Annotated in this window: 20 protein-coding genes; 6 read left to right on the top strand and 14 right to left on the bottom strand. The window is 41.4% G+C overall.

Features of this window, described 5'->3' with window-relative positions; all coding sequences use genetic code 11:
• Positions 1 to 86: 86 nt before the first annotated feature.
• The 3 genes from KQI58_RS21400 to KQI58_RS21390 form a co-directional block, all read right to left on the bottom strand.
• Complete coding sequence (locus KQI58_RS21400; RefSeq protein ID WP_253296078.1) at positions 87 to 806, bottom strand: APC family permease; 720 nt, start codon at positions 804 to 806, stop codon at positions 87 to 89.
• Positions 807 to 1,240: 434 nt separating this feature from the next.
• Positions 1,241 to 1,714: a VOC family protein gene (locus KQI58_RS21395; protein ID WP_216410968.1), complete on the bottom strand. Its 474-nt coding sequence runs from the start codon at positions 1,712 to 1,714 to the stop codon at positions 1,241 to 1,243.
• A gap of 10 nt (positions 1,715 to 1,724) precedes the next feature.
• On the bottom strand, positions 1,725 to 2,141 hold the full coding sequence (locus tag KQI58_RS21390; RefSeq protein ID WP_216410967.1) for a GNAT family N-acetyltransferase: 417 nt from the start codon (positions 2,139 to 2,141) through the stop codon (positions 1,725 to 1,727).
• A 212-nt stretch (positions 2,142 to 2,353) separates the two neighbouring features.
• On the opposite strand from KQI58_RS21390, the gene KQI58_RS21385 reads away from it, so the two are divergent.
• Entirely contained in the window at positions 2,354 to 2,716 is a 363-nt protein-coding gene (locus tag KQI58_RS21385; protein WP_253296077.1) for a VOC family protein, read from the top strand.
• Positions 2,717 to 2,801: 85 nt separating this feature from the next.
• Here KQI58_RS21385 and KQI58_RS21380 read toward each other — a convergent pair whose 3' ends face one another.
• Positions 2,802 to 3,956: a nucleotide disphospho-sugar-binding domain-containing protein gene (locus KQI58_RS21380; protein ID WP_216410966.1), complete on the bottom strand. Its 1,155-nt coding sequence runs from the start codon at positions 3,954 to 3,956 to the stop codon at positions 2,802 to 2,804.
• A gap of 13 nt (positions 3,957 to 3,969) precedes the next feature.
• Entirely contained in the window at positions 3,970 to 4,851 is an 882-nt protein-coding gene (locus tag KQI58_RS21375) for a MurR/RpiR family transcriptional regulator (RefSeq protein WP_253296076.1), read from the bottom strand.
• Between the two features lie 301 nt (positions 4,852 to 5,152).
• Between KQI58_RS21375 and KQI58_RS21370 the strand changes: the two genes are divergently transcribed.
• Positions 5,153 to 5,572 carry a hypothetical protein gene (locus tag KQI58_RS21370; RefSeq protein ID WP_253296075.1) on the top strand — a complete coding sequence of 140 codons (420 nt, stop codon included), beginning with the start codon at positions 5,153 to 5,155 and terminating at the stop codon, positions 5,570 to 5,572.
• A 53-nt stretch (positions 5,573 to 5,625) separates the two neighbouring features.
• Here the strand turns inward: KQI58_RS21370 and KQI58_RS21365 are convergent, their stop codons facing one another.
• Complete coding sequence (locus KQI58_RS21365; protein WP_216410965.1) at positions 5,626 to 5,988, bottom strand: rhodanese-like domain-containing protein; 363 nt, start codon at positions 5,986 to 5,988, stop codon at positions 5,626 to 5,628.
• A 6-nt stretch (positions 5,989 to 5,994) separates the two neighbouring features.
• On the bottom strand, positions 5,995 to 6,519 hold the full coding sequence (locus tag KQI58_RS21360) for a MarR family winged helix-turn-helix transcriptional regulator (RefSeq protein ID WP_216410964.1): 525 nt from the start codon (positions 6,517 to 6,519) through the stop codon (positions 5,995 to 5,997).
• Between the two features lie 163 nt (positions 6,520 to 6,682).
• Here KQI58_RS21360 and KQI58_RS21355 point away from each other — a divergent pair, with 163 nt between their 5' ends.
• Together KQI58_RS21355 and KQI58_RS21350 are read left to right on the top strand one after the other, a co-directional pair.
• Complete coding sequence (locus KQI58_RS21355) at positions 6,683 to 7,333, top strand: iron-containing alcohol dehydrogenase (protein ID WP_216410963.1); 651 nt, start codon at positions 6,683 to 6,685, stop codon at positions 7,331 to 7,333.
• Between the two features lie 53 nt (positions 7,334 to 7,386).
• Positions 7,387 to 7,770, top strand: a complete 384-nt coding sequence (locus KQI58_RS21350; RefSeq protein WP_216410962.1) for a MerR family transcriptional regulator — start codon at positions 7,387 to 7,389, stop codon at positions 7,768 to 7,770.
• Positions 7,771 to 7,871: 101 nt separating this feature from the next.
• Here KQI58_RS21350 and KQI58_RS21345 read toward each other — a convergent pair whose 3' ends face one another.
• A complete protein-coding gene (locus KQI58_RS21345; RefSeq protein WP_216410961.1) occupies positions 7,872 to 8,036 on the bottom strand; it encodes a hypothetical protein in 165 nt (54 codons plus the stop codon).
• A 224-nt stretch (positions 8,037 to 8,260) separates the two neighbouring features.
• Between KQI58_RS21345 and KQI58_RS21340 the strand changes: the two genes are divergently transcribed.
• Positions 8,261 to 8,689, top strand: a complete 429-nt coding sequence (locus KQI58_RS21340; protein WP_216410960.1) for a MarR family winged helix-turn-helix transcriptional regulator — start codon at positions 8,261 to 8,263, stop codon at positions 8,687 to 8,689.
• Positions 8,686 to 10,944 (top strand): ATP-binding cassette domain-containing protein, encoded by a 2,259-nt coding sequence (locus KQI58_RS21335; RefSeq protein ID WP_216410959.1) that lies wholly within the window; start codon positions 8,686 to 8,688, stop codon positions 10,942 to 10,944. The genes KQI58_RS21340 and KQI58_RS21335 overlap by 4 nt, the downstream gene beginning before the upstream one ends.
• Before the next feature lie 39 nt (positions 10,945 to 10,983).
• On the opposite strand, the gene KQI58_RS21330 is transcribed toward KQI58_RS21335, so the two are convergent.
• From KQI58_RS21330 to KQI58_RS21305, 6 genes are all read right to left on the bottom strand, one after another.
• Positions 10,984 to 12,444, bottom strand: a complete 1,461-nt coding sequence (locus tag KQI58_RS21330; protein WP_216410958.1) for a sucrose-6-phosphate hydrolase — start codon at positions 12,442 to 12,444, stop codon at positions 10,984 to 10,986.
• Between the two features lie 9 nt (positions 12,445 to 12,453).
• A complete protein-coding gene (locus tag KQI58_RS21325) occupies positions 12,454 to 14,316 on the bottom strand; it encodes a PTS beta-glucoside transporter subunit IIBCA (protein ID WP_216410957.1) in 1,863 nt (620 codons plus the stop codon).
• Entirely contained in the window at positions 14,309 to 16,024 is a 1,716-nt protein-coding gene (locus tag KQI58_RS21320; RefSeq protein ID WP_216410956.1) for an alpha-glucosidase, read from the bottom strand. Before KQI58_RS21320 ends, KQI58_RS21325 begins: the two co-directional genes overlap by 8 nt.
• A 54-nt stretch (positions 16,025 to 16,078) precedes the next feature.
• Positions 16,079 to 17,077, bottom strand: a complete 999-nt coding sequence (locus KQI58_RS21315; protein ID WP_216410969.1) for a LacI family DNA-binding transcriptional regulator — start codon at positions 17,075 to 17,077, stop codon at positions 16,079 to 16,081.
• Between the two features lie 208 nt (positions 17,078 to 17,285).
• Entirely contained in the window at positions 17,286 to 18,572 is a 1,287-nt protein-coding gene (locus tag KQI58_RS21310; protein ID WP_216410955.1) for a 6-phospho-beta-glucosidase, read from the bottom strand.
• A 12-nt stretch (positions 18,573 to 18,584) separates the two neighbouring features.
• Positions 18,585 to 18,803: a hypothetical protein gene (locus KQI58_RS21305; protein ID WP_216410954.1), complete on the bottom strand. Its 219-nt coding sequence runs from the start codon at positions 18,801 to 18,803 to the stop codon at positions 18,585 to 18,587.
• Between the last annotated feature and the right edge of the window lie 139 nt (positions 18,804 to 18,942).

Below are 18,942 nucleotides of genomic sequence, written 5' to 3'. Positions count from 1 at the left end.
AATATTGGGTTTCATCTCTCTAGTTTAATAGGAAAAAGACCAGATGAAAAGCGGTCAAAAGATTGATGTATCAATCCTTTGACCGCTTAAAATGTTATACTTCCTTTAATGTTAAAAAAGCCGCTTAGAAATACCGTTTTAGGAACATTTTTACTGGGATTTTCTAATTCACCCGCTGAACAGCTGATTAAATCAAAACCAGTCACACTATAAACGTAAACGGGTATTAAAATGACAAAATCCATGTTCACTTTCGGCAGCCACGCAGCCTCCGTAAAAGAATGCTGCAGCCCGTGAGTAAAACTAAAATACAAACCGCCAATGATCAAAACCACTGTAACGAACACTTTGCTGATAGAGCTGATGATCGGCAGCCACTTGGCCTTTTGAAGATCAATACAATTGAAAATCACCACAAACCAAACACAGACGATACAGATTGCTACGATGCCCCAAACCGACAAGTTCGGCAGAAACATCTCCTTCAAAATCGAGACCATTACCACTGCGGTTGCCGGAATAAAACCTGCCACATTCAGCCAATACCACCAAGTCGTCCGCGCTGCCCATTTATCGCCAAATGCTCGTTTCACCCAAACATAGATGCCTCCTTGATCGGGATACGTTGAACCCAACTCGGCACAAATGAGCCCGTGAGATAAAAAATAAGTACAGCCAATAAAAATGAAATTGAAAATCAATGACGGTCCCAATTTTGCCTGCGATGAGATCAATTCCAACGAAAATACCGACGAAAATGCCAGTGCCAAAATCGAAAAGAAACCTAATTTCTTTTTCGTCTCCATCGAATTCTCCTTTCCTTTTTGCAAGCGCTTTTAATTACATTTTTACCTTATCATCTGAGCCTTTTATTCGTCTATACGATAACGCTCGAATGTATCAATGAAACAATTATTGGGTAGTGTTTCATCTGGTGTAACACTTTTGAAACACCAAAAAAGACTTGAAAAATTAGTCTTCCAAGTCTTATAGACGCTTTCAAATTATAGTCTTCACCTGTTCAATAATGTGCTCTATGCCGCCTTTTGAAAATCATTGAAAAATACCGAATAGACTCCCATCCGTACAATAAGAACATGATGTTTTTCCAGCTTTCTCTAAAAGTGCATCAGCATAATCACTTTTTTCTTTAGCAAGTATCCATAGAATGATTTTTGCTTCCGTAGAAACTCACTGGTACTTAATTTTTAGACAGTTTTCAGCAACGCAATGAGCTTCTTTATGATTTATCCAAAATATCTTTAATATACTGAGGCTCCACACCAACTCGCTCCGCTGTTTCTTCAACCGTCAAGCCAGAATCAATGAAGCGTTTAACCACCATCGTAATTTTTTCAGCTACTTCAATAATATGCTTATCTAAGTCATAAAAACGTACTGCTCGTTGCCCCCAGCTATGCTCAATGACCGGATGAAGGTAAATAATATCCTTCCGATCCTCCAACATTTTAATAAAGCTGTCCATGTCTTCGCTTTCAAAATACAACTCACTGGCATTATTCTCGAGAATAATGTCTGATTCCTGCTTATAAATAAAGTCTGCCCAACTACCTGTCGTCTGTAAAGATACCCCGCCGGTCAGCTGAACATGTACGCCAGCATCCACCATCACTTTCAAACCAAAAACAGAAAGATAAAATGCCTTCGCCTTTTCAATATCCTTCACTGCAATCAACGTTCCTTGACAATCCATAATCTTCCTCCTAAACTTCTTTAATAAAAAACAGTTCCATCGGCTGTTGATATTCAGGAATTGAAAGTAATAGGCTTCCCGCATCTTGATAACCTAATTTGCGGTAAAAATGCTGTGCGCCCTCATCCACCTGCGTCGATGTCATCAACATTTTATAGCCTAACTGCCGCATTTCATTTTCCCAAAACTCCATTAAAGCTTTTCCAAATCCTAGCCCCTGATACTTCTCAGCCACATGAAGCATCGTACAAAACGGATGCTCATCCCAAAATAGATTATATCGTAACAGCCCCACCGCTCTATCCTCTACGAATAGAACATATCCCTGTTGATCCCTAACCTTTTGGACGAATTGCTTTTCTGACAGATAGTGGTCCAGCTTAAACCAAAAAGCTCTGTCAGATTCTTGAACGTAACGAATCTTCATGAACATCTGCCCTTCTTTATTTTCCTTTAGTATAGCATTTCAATAGTGAAAAAAGAGCTGCTAACCTTGACTATCTGAAGATTCTTCAATCACTTGAGCTATCTCTATCTGATATAATTAAACGAAAAGTAATTGGATTTTAAAAAAGTAAAGGAGTGGCTAAAATGCTTGGAAAAGCAGCAAAAGTGGGGACTGGTTTGTTAGTTGGCTAGATGGATACGATGGTTCGTTTCTACCGTGATACTTTGGGCTTTGCGACTGAATGGGATGGCGGTGACTTCGCAGAATTTACTACCGCTAGCGGTGCGTTGTCTTTATTTATGTACAGTAGAAAAGAATTTGTCAAAGCCATCGACGAAACCTATTTTCCTCCGAAAGGAATAAATCAGACTTTTGAACTCGCTCTTTGGTTGCCTAGCTACGCTGATGTGGATGCAGAGTATGAGCGTCTCTCAAAGTTAGGACTTACCTTTCCTACTGGCGAACCGATTACCTACCCATTCGGTATCCGCAACTTCTATGTACTTGATCCAGAAGGCAATCTGATAGAAATCGGCAGCACAAATAAAATTTAAAGCCGAATAAAGTAAAAGGGATTCCATATCTTCATAGGGCGAATGGCAAAGCCCCGCAATGATACCCCACCTCCGATCAATCGATTTAATTGATCGGAGTTTTTTTTGAGAGATACTTCTCAACCGCAGCTGCTGCATCCGAGCTTTTCATACTGAACTGCAACTTCTTTTGAATAACTAAACACTGTCTTTGGATTTCATCATCGCTCAAAATCCCAAAAGCTTCAGCTGACAGCTCTTTCGCTGATACTCGTAAGAAATTCAACCGTTTTCCGATTTTTAAGGCCGTAACCTGAGCGGCATTAATCGGCTGATCATTCAATACAGGTAAAACAAGCATTGGTACGCCATAGGTCATCGCCTCACATACACTATTCATACCGCCGTGAGTGATGAATAAAGCGCTTTTTTTCAGCACCTCTAATTGAGGAACAAAAGGATAGGCATAAATGTTCGCCGGCAATTTGCCTAATGTCTGCGGATCAACTTTTCCAGTGGAAAGGATCACCGAAACGGATTTGTTTTTGAAGGCTGCGATACATTTTCGATAAAATCGCTTGCTGCTGATGATCGTTCCTAGAGAGATATAAATGATCGGACCGGTCATTTGATCAAAAGGAATAGAGACATCACTTGGCTGATGTGAAACAAACGCTGGCGGTACAAAGATAAAACGCTGATCAAAGGTCGAGCGCATAGGCTGAAAAAAATCGGGTAAGTAAACAATATTAAGTTCTGGCACATCATTTATGACAGAATCAACCATTTTTAATTCTTCCATCTTCATTGCTCGTGCGGCGGAAGAATTCATTAGCTGTTTACCAATCAATCGGCTTGAAAGCAGGAACATTTTGGACGAGCCAGATAAGCTTTGAAAGGCTTCTTGATTCCAGGCTGGTTGCGAAAATTGGCGAACACTGGGAATACCTAGACGATCTGCTAGTCGCTTGGCTGGAAAAAACAGCATCTCATAAATCAAGAGATCATAGTTTTTTCCGATAGCCATCACTGTTTGAAAAGCGGCTAGAAAACAACAGCGTTTCTTTTGCTGCTCAGACAAGCCAACTGGGTAATCAAGATAAGGAATAAAGTTCGCTCCGGTTTTCTCGATTTTATCGCACCACTCTGGTGCATGAATATAACCGACTTCATGCCCGCGTTCCACCAAACACTTGGTCAATGGCAGCGTTGGATTTGTATGTCCCGCGTACGGTAGATTGACCATCAAAATTTTTGCCATAGAGCATTTCCTCCTATTCTCTTAAAATTGTTGAGTCGGATGAACGATTTTTTTCTAATCTTCTTGATGCAGAAATTTTCAGTTCCACATTCCGATCATAATCCAAAGCGAAAACACAAGAATAAATCACATTCAAAAGATAATTGATCGCTGCATCTGTAGAAAAAGTCGATATTTTTGAATACAGTTTTTCCCGTGTACATAACCTCAGGACCACATCTGCTTGACGCGAGGTGGAATTCTCACCGATGCTGGTGATGGTGATCAGCGGGATTCTTTTTTCCGTCAATAACTCGGTGACTCGCAAAAGGCTCTCATTTTCACCTGAATAAGTAATGATTAGCGCGCAGGAATCGGATTTTGCCAGAAAAGCATTAAAGAAGATTTCATCGTGAAGTGCATGGATCTGTACGGTTTTCCCAATGCGACTCATTTGATGGGAAAATTCTTGGGCAACCAGCAGATTGTTGCTAGCGGCAAAAAGATGAACGGAAGAAGTCTTCGAAATGATATTCACTACTTTGCGCAAATCATCATGAGTAATTAGAGAAAGCGTATCCTCTATCGATTCCATTTCTAAGCGAGCAATTTTATTGGCGATCGACAGCAGCGAATCTTTTTTAGTGAACGGATAATTCGCATCAATACAAGAAATCTTTCTGTCTAAATAGTCCAGCTCCTTGATGTAGGCAGTTTTAAAAGCCGTCCAGCCGGAATAATTCAACTTTTTTGCGATTCGGACAAGCGTGGATTTCGAGGAATACGTCGCAGCCGCAATCTCGGCAGTCGTTTGATGTTGAATATTGCGCTGTTGTTCGACTAAATAATTGATCACAGGTTGCTCACTATTGGTAAAGGGGTACGTTTCTAGCTTTTCTTGTAAAAGGATTGTCATTCCCTCCTTCTTCTGTGAAACAGCATTTCAAAATTGTTTACATAGATTTGCTCTTTTTTGGAACGCTGTTTCCGTTTGTTCCCGATGTATTTAAAGTCATTGTATCAGCTGCTATGATGAATTCAAAGAACACAGATAGCTTTATTGTTCGCAGTCGGCTTCAAAACTCAGTAGAATGTTGAGCAAATAAAATTTTCTCCTGCGTTTTGATTGACTTCCAGTGGACTCGAGGTATTATGGTAAATTCGTGGTGAAATTGTCCGACACAAATTTTTCATTCCATCGGAAAGGATGAACGAAAATGGCCAAACTAAATAAGCTGACGATTCTCAAAGAAAAAAGCAGCAATAGTATTACCGATCGACTCGTCTCGCGATTGAACGAACGCATAGAAAAAGAAGGTCTCGCCATCCAAGTGGAGGTCGTGACCTTTGACGAAGAAGTGATTCAAGAGCTGTCTGGGGATATTCTGCTACTAAGTCTCCCGCTCATGCATCAACTTCAATACTTAAATCGCTTAAAACTAAGATTTTATTTTGTTTCATTTATCGATCCCTACGCCTATGCCCAGTTAGATGAGCGAAGATTGTTGAAACAGCTGCAAATGATCGAACAAATGGATGCCGAAAAAATAGTCAAATTCCAACCTCGAAACGGCTGGACCTATCCCGATTATTTCTTAGCTTTGAATCAGATGAAACAAGAACAATCTGCGAGTTAGAAAAAAATCCTTTCAATCAGCATCCGTTGATTGAAAGGATTTTTGATTAGAAACTATAGTGCCTCGATTGGTAAATTCATGCCTTTCCAGCCTTCAAGCGCTCCTGCTAATTCATACGCTTCAAATCCGTTTGATAGAAGGATTAACAGAGCGGTTTTTCCTAAAGTTGTACCGCCTGTCCAATCGTAAACTACATAAGTTTTTTCCTTATCTAATTCGGCTAAATGATTGGCTAAATCTTTAGCAGGCATGGCGATTGCGCCTTTGATTTGATCCTTTTTGACCTGTGCAGGCGCATTGCGAACATCTAAAACCACATATTTAGAGTCTTCCTTATCCATATTTTCTAAGACGACGAAGTGGTTGATGTATAAACTTAAATAGGTTTCCAATAATTCAATTTTCTTTTCATTCATGTTCGATTACTCCATTTCTTTGTTTAAATTGGCAGTTCCCTGCTTGATCTTATCCAATAGATAAAAAAATTGTTCAATTTCATCTTGCTTCAATTGTCCCAGCAAGGTTTTCGTCACTTCGAAATTTCTCGGCAGAAATTTCGCTAACAACTTCTCTCCTGCTTCTGTCATCTGGACTTGGACTGCACGCTTATCTAATGCAGACGGAACTTTACGAATCAGCTGATCCCGCTCCATATTATTGACCAGTTTGGTGATCGTTGCTCTAGAGGCTCCCAGTTTTTCTGCCAATTCCGATGGCATCAACGAATGTTTTTCGGCGCGTTCCAAAAACATCAAAATAATGAATTTTGATTCTGAAAGTCCATACTGCTCCAAAACGGCATCATAAGCCTTTTGCATTTCACGATACGTCCACTGAAAATCCAAAAACAATGAAGCGATGATCGAATCCGATTGTTTCGCATATTGATCAATCGTTACTTGAATCCGTTGATTATCTGGACGATCATTGAAAGTAAAATTCTCCATAAGCATCTCCTCGAAATGTAATTAGCCGGCTAACTACATTCAGTATATCGCTTTTTCCGCAAATGTCAAACACCCAGTTTCATTTATTTTCGTTTTCCTATTGACTTACAGTGCACTCGAAGTACTAAGCTGAATCTATACAAAAGAAAAAGGAGTGTTTTCAATGGACCTATCTTTGCATCACCCACAAACCGAAGAAGATTCTTTAAGAAAAACTTTTACTATTAACTCTATCAATAGTGCGAAGGAACATTTCCTTTCAAATAATGTCCAGCTTATTTTGCAGCTGGCGACTGTTTATCTGACAAGTAATCAACATACTGCAATCACTGACCGACTAACTGAAGCGTTACTTCGCGAGCTGATGGACACGACTTTAAAGATCCAGCTTAATCAGGTAAGCCAATTAGACCCCCTATCCGTTTTGGATATGGTCGGATACTCACCTCAATTACAATCTGTTCACAACGCCCCTGTTCAAAAAATGACGCATGAGCTTAGTCAGTCTTTGGGTCTTTCCAAAACAGCCGCTTTAAGCATCGCTTGGCCAACTTGGGCACGCTCTATTTATCGGGATCAGCTTGATCGTTTTGCCTTATTCGCTGAGAATGTCCTAGCTGTCGATCCCAGCAGCTGTCAAAAAGAAACGGCTTTGAAGGGAATTCATGCAGTGGAACATTTTTTCCAAACACTCCACTTACCAACGTCTCTCGAAGATTTGGGCATTTGCCTAACGGAGGTTGAATTTGACAGGCTAATACAAAAAATCGCGAATCCAGAAATTCAAGCGCTTCTGAAATGTTGTCGCTCGTAATTGGTGCTCATCTGGTAAAATAAGAAAAGAACGACTCAAGTAGGAGGATAAAGATGGGCTACAAAATCAGTGATATTTCAAAAAAGACCGGACTCAGTACCTATACGCTACGATTTTATGATCAAAAGGGATTGTTGCCATTTGTGGCTCGCGATAAAAACGGTCGCCGCCACTTTAAAGAGGAGGATTTGGCATTTCTCTCAATTATCACTTGTTTAAAAAATACCGGGATGCAATTAAGCGATATCAAAAAATTTGTCGAATGGTCAATGGATAGCGATCCAACCTATGAAAAACGACTTGATTTTTTTACTGAGCATAAAAAAGAAGTTGAGAGACAATTGGCACAAACCCAAGCCTATTTGGATAAGATCGACCGTAAAATTGATAAATATACCCAACAACATGAAACAGCAGTAAAGAAAACTTTTGAATAATACAAGCGAGATTTCGACTCTTCCTATTTCAAAGGAGTCGAAATCTCGTTTGTCATTTGTAGTGCCTTTTTTAGTTTGCTCTTGATTCTATCATCAGATATTTAAACCGATGATTTGAGCTTCCATTTTCCATCTTTGTAAACAGCTTTAGAAATACTCGCATTTTCAAGTCCAGATGCCGGATTCTTCTCCGCAGCTTTGGCAACGATATCCCCGATGCTCTCGGTTATTTCAATACCTACTAGAGTCAGGGAATCTCTCTCCATCACAGGCAGCAGAGATTATCCGATCTTCTAAAACAAATGCGCCCCTTGCTCATCAATTTTCACCTGAAAACCTCATAGTGTATCAACCAACCAAAAAATCCATGACAGATCCCGTACTCTCTCCCTTACAACCAACAAGCAAATTAATCATTTTGTCTTTTCATTTGATAATTAGTTTTAAATCAGATATAATTTCCAAATAGAAATTATTCGAGGTGATTATCATGTCTGATTTAGAAACTGCATTGATCCAGCTACAATGTGAGCTGGTCGCTGAACGAAATCTAGTCAATCCCAACGGACTTTCATGGCTGCAATACGATATTTTGAATTTGCTGCGGCAAAAAGGCCCAGCCTCCCCTTCCCAATTGTCCGAACAGCTGCACATTCGCCCGTCAAAATTTTCCAAGGTCATTAAAGAACTAAAGCTAAAAGACTATGTTACGCAAGTAGTTAGCCAAGAAGATGGACGGGGGTTATTAACCAGCCTGACTGAAACAGGTATGGAATTTCTTCGAACGGTTGACGCTGGTCACACATTTCTCTACAAAACTGCCGCTCAGAATTTCTCTTCAGAAGAACAGCAGCTTTTTACCCAATTAGCGAATAAACTGATCCTTGCTCTTGAAGAAGAAAGGACGCGAAGGCAATGACGAAGACGATCACGATTCTCGGTGCCAGAAGTAATAACCTGAAAAATATCTCTGTCGCTATCCCAAAAGGAAAAATCACGGTCGTGACTGGTCTGTCTGGCTCAGGAAAGTCTTCTTTGGTTTTCGATACTTTGGCCGCCGAGTCTCAGCGCCTGCTGAACGAGACTTACTCAAGCTATCTTCAGCAAATGCTTCCCCACTATGAACGCCCAATTGTAGATAAAATCGAAAATCCTCCAGTCTCAATCGTGATCGATCAGAAAAGGATCGGCGGAAATATCCGCTCTACGGTAGGCACCGCTACGGATATTTACACTTCCCTGCGTTTACTTTATTCCCGAATCGCTCAGCCTTTTATTGGTTATTCTATGATCTATTCTTTTAATCATCCAGCGGGCATGTGTCAAAGCTGTCAGGGAACGGGGAAATGTTTATCCTTTGATTTGAATAAGCTGATTGATTTTGATCGTTCCCTTGCTGAAGGCGCCATCTGCTTCCCTACTTTCCAACCAGGCGGCTGGCGTTTGACTCGGTATACCGAATCGGGTTATTTCGACAATCATAAAAAAATAAAAGACTTCTCTTCTGCTGAGTTGGAAAGGCTACTTTACGATAAAGGCAGTAAACCGGTGAATGCTACCGATCAATTCCCTAAAACGGGGCTTTATACCGGAGTAATTAATCGTATTCAAAAAACCGTGATTGAAAAAGGCGCAAAACAATACCAAAAGGATATCGATCGAGTGACCACAACCGTAGTGTGTTCTGAGTGTCAAGGTACACGGGTGAATGCACTTGTTCGTTCGGCAACAATCAACGATTTATCCATCGCGGATTGTGTCAACATGCCGATTCAAGATCTACTTGCCTTTTTAGACACGATCACCAATAAGCAAGTAGAAACGATTTTAATTGATCTGAAGAACCGATTGAGAACAATGATATCTGTTGGCTTAGACTATTTAACTCTTGGAAGAACAACTAGTACACTTTCCGGAGGCGAATCCCAAAGGCTAAAGATGACGAAGCACCTAAATAGTTCACTAGCCGATGTGTTATATATTTTCGATGAACCCAGTGTTGGTTTGCATCCTGAAGATATTATTGGAATTAACAAGATTTTTTCACGTTTAAAAGAAAAAGGTAATACCGTCGTTTTGGTTGATCATGATCCAGATATTATCAAGCTGGCCGATTTCATTATTGATCTAGGGCCTGGCGCAGGTTCAAAGGGCGGCCAAATCACCTATCAAGGAAGCTACACCGACTTTTTAACTAGCGACACATTGACTGCAAAATCTTTAAATGAACCTCACCAGCTTAACTTGCAAGAGAAAGAGTATTCAGCGTTTTATACCTTGGAAAATGTCAGTGCCTTCAATATTAAGAAACAATCAGTCCGGCTTCCTAAAGGTGCATTAACGGTAGTTTCTGGTTTAGCAGGCTCTGGTAAGAGTACCTTGATTCGAAAACTTTTTATGGAAAAATATCCAGAAGCAATTGCCTTCGATCAGACGCCTATCCGTGGAAGCAATCGCTCCAATTTATTGACTTATCTTGGAATGTTTGATGTTATCCGGCAAGAATATGCCAAAATTTCGGGAAAACCAGCTTCTCTATTCACCTTCAACGGCGCTGGTGCGTGTCCTGAATGCAAGGGTAAAGGGTATATCAACTATGACTTAGCTTACATGGGGGATGTTCGGCAAGAATGCGAAAAATGTCATGGAAAGAGATACAATGAAGAAGCGTTGTCCTATAGCTGGAAGGGCTTTAGGATTAATGAACTTTTTCAACTGACGGTCGCGGAAGCCCATCAACTGCTCGCTCTTCCAGAAATCAGGAATACGCTAAAGGTCTTAATTGAAGCAAATTTGGCCTATCTTACCTTAGGACAAAGTCTAGATACTTTATCAGGCGGAGAACGACAACGTTTAAAAATCGCAACCATGCTGCTGCATAGAGATTCGCTAGACTCAGCAATTTTTATCTTGGACGAACCTAGTACTGGCTTGCATGAAAGTGACATTAAAAGTTTACTCAAGCTGTTAGACAAGTTAAAAGAAAATGGCAAGACCCTGATCGTCTTGGAACATAATTTATCGATGATTAGTCAAGCAGATTGGATTATTGATATGGGACCACGCGGAGGCATGAACGGCGGTGAAATTCTGTTTCAGGGCTATTTACCAGAGCTTTTAGAGTGTAAGAAATCTTATACCGCCAAGCATTTAAAAAGATTTATTGAGAACTAAAAATAAGCGATGATTGAACTCACTCAACCATCGCTTGTTTTATTTTTCTAATGAGTAGTAGGTTATGTGGATATTCTTAGTACCTTCGACTACTAGCTCCCTCTGATTCTCGACTGGATAATAATTCGCAGTCAAAACCTTCTCCCCTTGATTAATAAAAATTTCGCAGGTCGATTGGTCTATGAAAATAGAGAGCTTCACCGCTTCACCCGGAGCTATCAGACTTTCTCGGATTTCACCTAAGGCTGGATTCAACGGACAGTGGGTTTTACTGCGATCCAACTGAATCATTCCTTTTTCAGTATCGTAGCTCAAAATTAACGCATAGCTGCTTGTCTTATCTGAAAACAGCTGAACCTGACCACGACAATTTTCAGGAATTGTTAGCTGTAGTTCATAACAATTATTGGTCGACTTTCGCAGCTGTTTCGTCGGTTCTAAAACAAAATCTTCTCTGGCTTTTCTTAATAGTTTCGTCTCACAAACAGGATATTGATAAAGCTTTCCCTTTTTTAGTGTAAGCTCTTTGACTAAACTCAAACTGTGTGCCCAGCTCTCATCAAATGTGGGATAGTCCATTTCCGGTAATCCGATCCAGCCGACACTTAAGCAGCGACCATCAGGCGCCATGAATGCTTGAGTGGCATAGAGATCAAAGCCCTCGTCTAATAATTGCTGCTGAGTGGAATTCTTCAGGTGATTTCCTTCTATTAAATAGTCATCTGCCAAAATATAAGTGTTCGGATAAACATTTTGATATTCGAGTACACTCTTATCTAAGCCCTGTGGACAGAGCAGCAGAACTACCTTGCCACTAATGAAAAGCAAATTAGGACATTCCACCATAAAGCCAAGATTTTGATTAAGCTCTAGTGGTCCGAGGTAAGTCCAATCGACTAAGTTTTTACTTCGATAAACGAGTATGTGTCCTCGTTCATCGACTGTTTGTCCCCCGATCACCATGAGATATGCATCCTTGTAACGGATGATTTGCGGGTCGCGAAAATGTGCGGTGTAACCGCTTGGTGGTTCCGGGATCATCGGTATTTCTACTTTGTCAATAGTCCCTTCGCTGTTCATCCAAGCACTCAATTGATAGCTATGCCGCTCCCAAGCCTCATCTCTGACATTTCCGGTATAGGCTAAAAAGAGTTTCTCCTCTACTGGCAACGCACTTCCGGAATAAACACCATGAGAATCATAGTCAGAATCCGGTTCTAACACCAGGCCTTCCGCTTCCCAGTGAACCAAGTCCTTTGAGCTGATGTGGAACCATGATTTTAGACCATGAGTGGCGCCAAAGGGAAACGACTGATAAAACAAATGCCATTTCCCGTTAAAATAGCTGAATCCATTGGGATCATTTAGTAACCCGGTTTCTGGTTGAATATGATAGTTTAATCGCCAACACGAAGCGGCAATCTTTGTTTTTAATTCCTTCACCTGTTCGTTTGACCATTCATGATACGGGCGATAGCGATTTTCTTGGGTCCATTCCATCGTTTTCACCTATGATCCTAAAATCGGCGAGACATAATCCTGATTGTATTCCAAGCCTGAGATCGCCTCTTTTGAATCGGTGATGATCACCATGACGGTTGCGTCTTTGCCTTTGGCTTCGATCAAGTCTAGATCAATCGTGCCGATGACCTGCCCTTGTTGCAGCGATTGTCCTTCCTTAATCTTCAAGCTAAAAGGCTCCCCATTTAGCTCTACCGTATCGATGCCTAAATGCAGCAGGAGCTCCAAACCGTCATCCGTTACGATACCAATCGCATGTTTTGTAGGAGCAATCATTTTCACCACACCAGATATAGGGGCCTTGATTGTGCCGTTACTTGGCAATACAGCAAAGCCTTCGCCCATCATTTTGCTGGCAAAAACCTGATCGTTCACCTCCGAAATTGGAATAATTTCGCCTTCGATCGGTGAATAGACTTTATCAGTTGTCTTTTTCCCTTGTGCTTTTGCAGAAATAGCGTTCGTTTCTTTTTTGATCACGAAAAAGTTCGTTAAAGCAAAGGCCAGAATGAAGGTTCCGATGCCTACTAGTACATACGTGATGACTTGATACGGTTCATAGATATACATCAGTGGTGACAATAGAACCGCTAATCCATAGCTATTGGCTTGAATCCCCAACAAAGATAGCACCATGCCGCCGACTGCGGAACTTCCTAACATGACTAAGATCGCTTTCATTCCTGTCCGCATCACCACACCGAACAATGCCGGTTCACTGACACCCAAGAGTTGCGTGACTGTGGCCGAAATTCCAGCCGTTTTCACGGAAGCATTTCGCGTTCTTAACGCAATTGCCAAACAAACTGCCGCATTGGCAAAACCATACATCGCACAAACGGTGATTAAAGGATTAAAGCCCGTGGTGGCGATCAAGGAGGTTTCGATCATGATGAACATATGATGCATCCCTGTCATGACCGCAATCGGATATAAGAAACCAATGATCAGGCCGCCAAGCCCCAATGGCAAGTGTAGGAACATTTCAATGACTTTTATCGCTTGTCCTTCAAACGCATGTACGATCGGACCTAATACGAACAAGGCAACAAAGACAGATACAAGGATTACGACAAACGGTGTAAAAATCAAATCCATCGCATTGGGCATGATTTTCCGTAATTTCTTCTCAAGCGTGGCCCCGATCATCCCAGTGATCAGCGCAGTCAGAATTGAACCTTGGTATCCAACTAATGGAATTATTCCGAAAGCCATAATTGGTTTTGCCGTTCCACCTGCTACTGCATAAGCATTTGGTAGAGCCGGAGAAACCAGCATCAACCCGATCAAAAAGCCGATGATCGGTAATCCGCCCAATTTCTTAAACGCAGACCAGCAGATAAAAGCGGTTAAAAAGCCGAAAGCCGTATCGGTTAAAACAGTCACCGACGCACTCAACCATTCGGGAATACTATTCGGCGTCAGTCCCATTGCACGAAGAACGGTTTCATTGAAGAGCACGCCCTTTAGCCCTAAGAAGAGACCTGTCGCTCCTAGAATCGGGATGATTGGAACAAAGATATCGGCAATATTCCGAACAGCTCGTTGCAACGGCGAAGCTTCGTCTTTTGCCATTTGATCCTTCGATACTTCATTGAAAGCGTAGGTCTTTTGCAGCGCAGCATAGACCTTATTGACAATCCCTGTACCTAAAATAATTTGATATTGTCCCGCATTATAGAAAACCCCTTTGACCTCTTCCACCTGCTCTACTTGACTGTCATCAATGGCTTTACGATCCTTTACTTGCAGGCGTAGACGGGTCGCGCAGTGCGTAGCGGAAACGATATTATCTTCTCCTACGACTGCGACAAGTTTTTCAGCGATTTCTTGATAGTTTGTTTTAGTCATGATTGCCACCCTTTCTGATTACAACGGCTTGGTAAGGTTTTAAGATTTGTGCGTCATGTTGTTTTGTCAATTCATGATAATTGTTCAATAGTACTTCACCTGCGGCTGCGATTTTCTGCTCTTGATTGCTTAGATTGACAAAAATCTGAAGCGTTTCTTCTCCCGAACGTTCATAAGCAATCACCGCATCCGCTGTTTCTAATGGCGAAAATTTTCCATAAATCAGCGTATTGCGATAGCTAGAATGATTACGCAGGTAGATCATTTGTTGATAAAAGGAAAAGATTGACTCGGGTCGCTGTACCTGATCCGCCGCATTCACTTCGGTTTGATCGCCGTTCAGCTTCAACCAAGCGTTGTTCGATGGACTAAAGCCAGCATTTTCCGTTGCATCCCATTGAAACGGTGTCCGCGTATTGTCTCTAGAGCGCTGGTTAACAAACTTCATGGCCTCTTCTTCAGAAAAGCCTTCCATAATCGAGCGATGGTAATTATCGATACTAGATACATCGTTGAAATCCTCGATCGTTGTTCGTTGGAAATTTTTCATCCCGATTTCCTGTCCTTGATAGATGAACGGAGTCCCTCGCAGGAAGAAGAATAAGGTTCCCAAAGCCTTCGCACCGATCTCATTTTGATAATTTTTATCAGTGATATATTTTGATAACGAGCGGGGCTGATCGTGGTTTTCCATAAAGTTAGCACCCCAGCCACTGTCTTGAATCGCCTTTTGACTCTTAAACAACAATTCCTTCAAATCCTGCGGCTGCCAGTTGGTCTGACGGAACCATTCACTGCCGTTTTCCACATCAATATCCGCATAATGGAAATCAAAGATCATATTGAAATAGCCGTCCTTACCAATATATTGATCGTATTGATCATAAGGTACACCTGGCGCTTCACCGACACTGACACAGTCATATTTTTGAAAAGTTTCACGATTTAATTCTGCTAAGAATTTTTCTATTCCAGGACGATTTCTAGTTTTAAGCTTCACACTGCCTAAGCCATCGCTGCCGTCTGGTTCGACATCACCATAATCCTGATCTTTTTTAATAAATGTAATAGAATCGATCCGAAAACCCGCGATTCCCTGCTCTAACCACCAATTGATCATTTCATAGATTTCTTGTCTCAGCGCCGGATCTTCCCAGTTTAAGTCCGGTTGCTTCTTATCAAAAGTATGGAAATAATACATATCGGTTTCATTTGGCACTGGCTCCCAAACACTGCCACCGAAGATCGAGCGCCAATTATTCGGCGGATTCCCCGCCTCACCTGACTTGAAAATATAGTAGTCGCGATAAGGACTTTCAGTATCCGCCAAAGCGGCTTGGAACCACGCGTGCTCATCAGAAGAATGATTCACGACCAAATCAAGGATTATCTTGATGCCTTTGACTTTTGCTGCTTCGATCAGCTCAGTGAGATCCTCCATCGTGCCGAATTCTGCTTGTATACCTTTATAATCGGCTATATCGTACCCATTATCAACCATTGGCGAGGTAAAAATTGGACAAATCCATAGCATCGTCACCCCCAGCTCCGCTAGATAGTCCAGCTTCTGGGTGATTCCCTTAATATCACCAATCCCATCACCGTCACTATCGTAAAAGCTTTTCGGATACACCTGATAAACGACTTCCTCTTTCCAAAAATTCTGTTCCTCGTCCAATAACTGTTTTTCCTTTAAAATCATTTCCATCATAAGTTCTCCTTTTGTGGTATCGATACCATATTGCTTTTAAGAAAAATCCGCTTAAGCAGATTTTCGTTTAATCAATTGTAGCTCCAACTCAGAAGTATCTAGTTGATAATCCTTTTCTTCCATTCGAGCGATCAACCAATTCGTTGACTCTCGCCCTAATGCTTCAACTGGCTGTGCGATGGTCGTTAACGGAACCGCCAACATACTCGTAAACGGATGATTATCAAAGCCCATGATCGCTAAGTCTTCTGGTATTTTCTTGCCAGCTGCTAAATAGCTTTCCAATATGCCGCTGGCGACTTCATCACTGCTGGTAAATACCGCGTCAGGCCGATTTTCCTGCGGTAGCGAGAGCAGCTTGTCGGCTACCTGCCTGCCATCGTCGACCGTGTGCACTTGCTTAAAGATCCAATCAATTTTCATTGGCAGCCGGTGCGTATTCAGCGCTCGTTCAAACCCTTCAGTTCGAGAATTCCCGTGTCCGCCGCGGGTCAACGTCCCCCCTGTGCAATAGGCGATTTTTTTATAGCCCTGATTGATTAGGTATTCGGTCGCGTCAAAGCTCGCCGCTTCTTGGTTCGTAAAAACTTGCGGCAAATCCGATCCAGGAATTTGTTCATTACATAGAACGATCGGACCGTATTCACGATAAGCTTCAATAATTTTCGGGTCCCCTTCGATCGAACACATAATCAAACCAGCGATGACCTGTTGCTTCAGCATCTCCAACATATTGGTCTCCGCCTTCTTATCGTCGTAGGTCTGCATGACCAAAACGTTATAGCCATGGGATCTGGCATTCTTTTCAATCGCGTCAACTAAGTGCGAAAAGAATGGATTGGCGATCCGTGAAACTAATATACCGATCATCGTTCCTTTTTTTGAACGTAGTTGAGTAGCTACCGAGCTGGGCGTATAATCCAATTCTGCCATCGCCGCTTGAATCCGTTTGCGTTTATCCTCAGAGATATAGGGATGGTGATTCAAATAGCGAGAAACGGTTGAGACTGATAAGCCTGCTTTTTTTGCGACATCTTTGATAGTTGCCAATATTTCACCGCCTTGTGGTATCGATTTCATATACAGCATACGATGATTCTCATGCTTTGTCAACAATATTTTAAAAAAGAATAATTTAACTCTATTTATGACAGCAAAATTATTTTTCAATATTGAAAGAAAATCGACAAATAAATAAGCCAAGCGATGGCAAACCTACCATCACTTGGCTTGATATTTGTGTCAACTTCACTGTTGATCAATTAATTTTTTGAGCAACTTCTCTAAGCAGACCTGGATGAATATACTCTTTGTTTGCAATTAGCATTTCTTCCAGCATGGGTTTAGCAATGTCATAGTCACCAACTAAAGGATGAGCAACCATCGCCTGCAAAGCTTTTCCATAATCCCCTTCGACTGCCGCTTTCACCACGAGGCTCTCGTAGTTTTTAACGGCTGAAACCAGGCCATAAACCCCTTCAGGAATATTATTTTGGACTAGCGGAGTTATACCGTTTTTATTCAGAACACATGGTGTTTCAACGGAGGCATCATATGGCAAGAAACTGATAGCTCGCTCATTTTTCACATTGGCTACAACCCACATGTCCTCATCATTGTAGATAGCAGACAAGGCTTCAAGAGCTAATTCACTGTAGCCTCCCCCGCCACGATTCTTCAATATTTCGGGTTTGTCATGCTGATCCGGATTCTTTAAAGCTGCATAGATATCTTTTTCTAAGCCTAGAACCACCTCGCCACGAGTCAACTCTGCATTCTTCAATTCTTCAAGTTTCTTATCTCTGTGGAAGTAATACTGACAGTAAAGACTTGGTAGTGCATTGATCCGTTTGATCAGGTCGGGTGCGACCGTTCCATGAATATCAGCCACTTTGTCGAATTCTTCTTTCGATAGCTTTTTGCCGTCCACACGGATGTTATAGGCAAAATTCATATGATTCAGTCCAACAAAATCATACTTCACATCTTTATAGTTCACTCCAAGTGCCCAATCCACCCAAGTTCTTGGCCGCATCCCTCCAGCACACAAAGCAATAAATTTAGTTTTTGTGTAATTTCTAACAGCTTCGGCTAGAATTCCTGTTGGGTTGGCATAGTTGATTAACCATGCATTCGGGTTATACTCTTCAACCGCTCGAGCGATCTCCAAAATTGCTGGGATCGTTCGTAAGGCTTTCATGTATCCCCCTGGGCCTGTGGTTTCTTGACCGATCACTCCATATTTCAAAGGAATTTTTTCGTCGTTGATTCGAGCCTGATTTCCTCCGACTCGAATCTGAGTCAAAATGAAATCCTGACCTTTGACTGCTTCTACCAAATCGGTCGTTTGCCGAATTTCAAATGATAGATGATGATAGGCCTTGTAACGATTCAAGAAATCGTACATGATTTCCAATCGCTCTTCATTAATATCCATTAGTGTCAACGCTGTAACTGGTAATTTTTCTTTGTTTTGGGCTAGTCCTTCGATAATTTCCGGTGTATAAACACTTCCAGCGCCAATAATCGCAATTTTAAGTGACATTGTCTACAACTCCTAATCTTTCGTTCCTACAAATTTGAAAAAATTCTCATGAACCTTGCAATCTGGATTGAATCCAGTTTGCAACGCCCATTCATTAGCCAATACTTGGAATACTAAGGTGAATAGAAACTCTATTCCAAGCGTTTCTTCTCTTAATACTAGATCGATATCAGAATTATTTACTGAAAGATATAACGTATTTTCAGTAAAATATTTTGCATAATTAGTCACCCTGCTCGTTAATTCGGTTGCCCAAATTTCAAGTGCAAGTTAGCCACTTATTGAAATTCATGTGTTATTCAATTTTATTCTCTATTTAGCAGCCAACGATAACTTTGATAATTCTGCTAATAAACACTCGCGTGGAGTG

This window comes from Enterococcus raffinosus (assembly GCF_018917525.1).
Lineage (GTDB): Bacteria > Bacillota > Bacilli > Lactobacillales > Enterococcaceae > Enterococcus_A > Enterococcus_A raffinosus_A.
The sequence above is the reverse complement of the archived record's forward strand: the minus strand, read 5'-3'. Positions and strand labels throughout refer to the sequence as shown.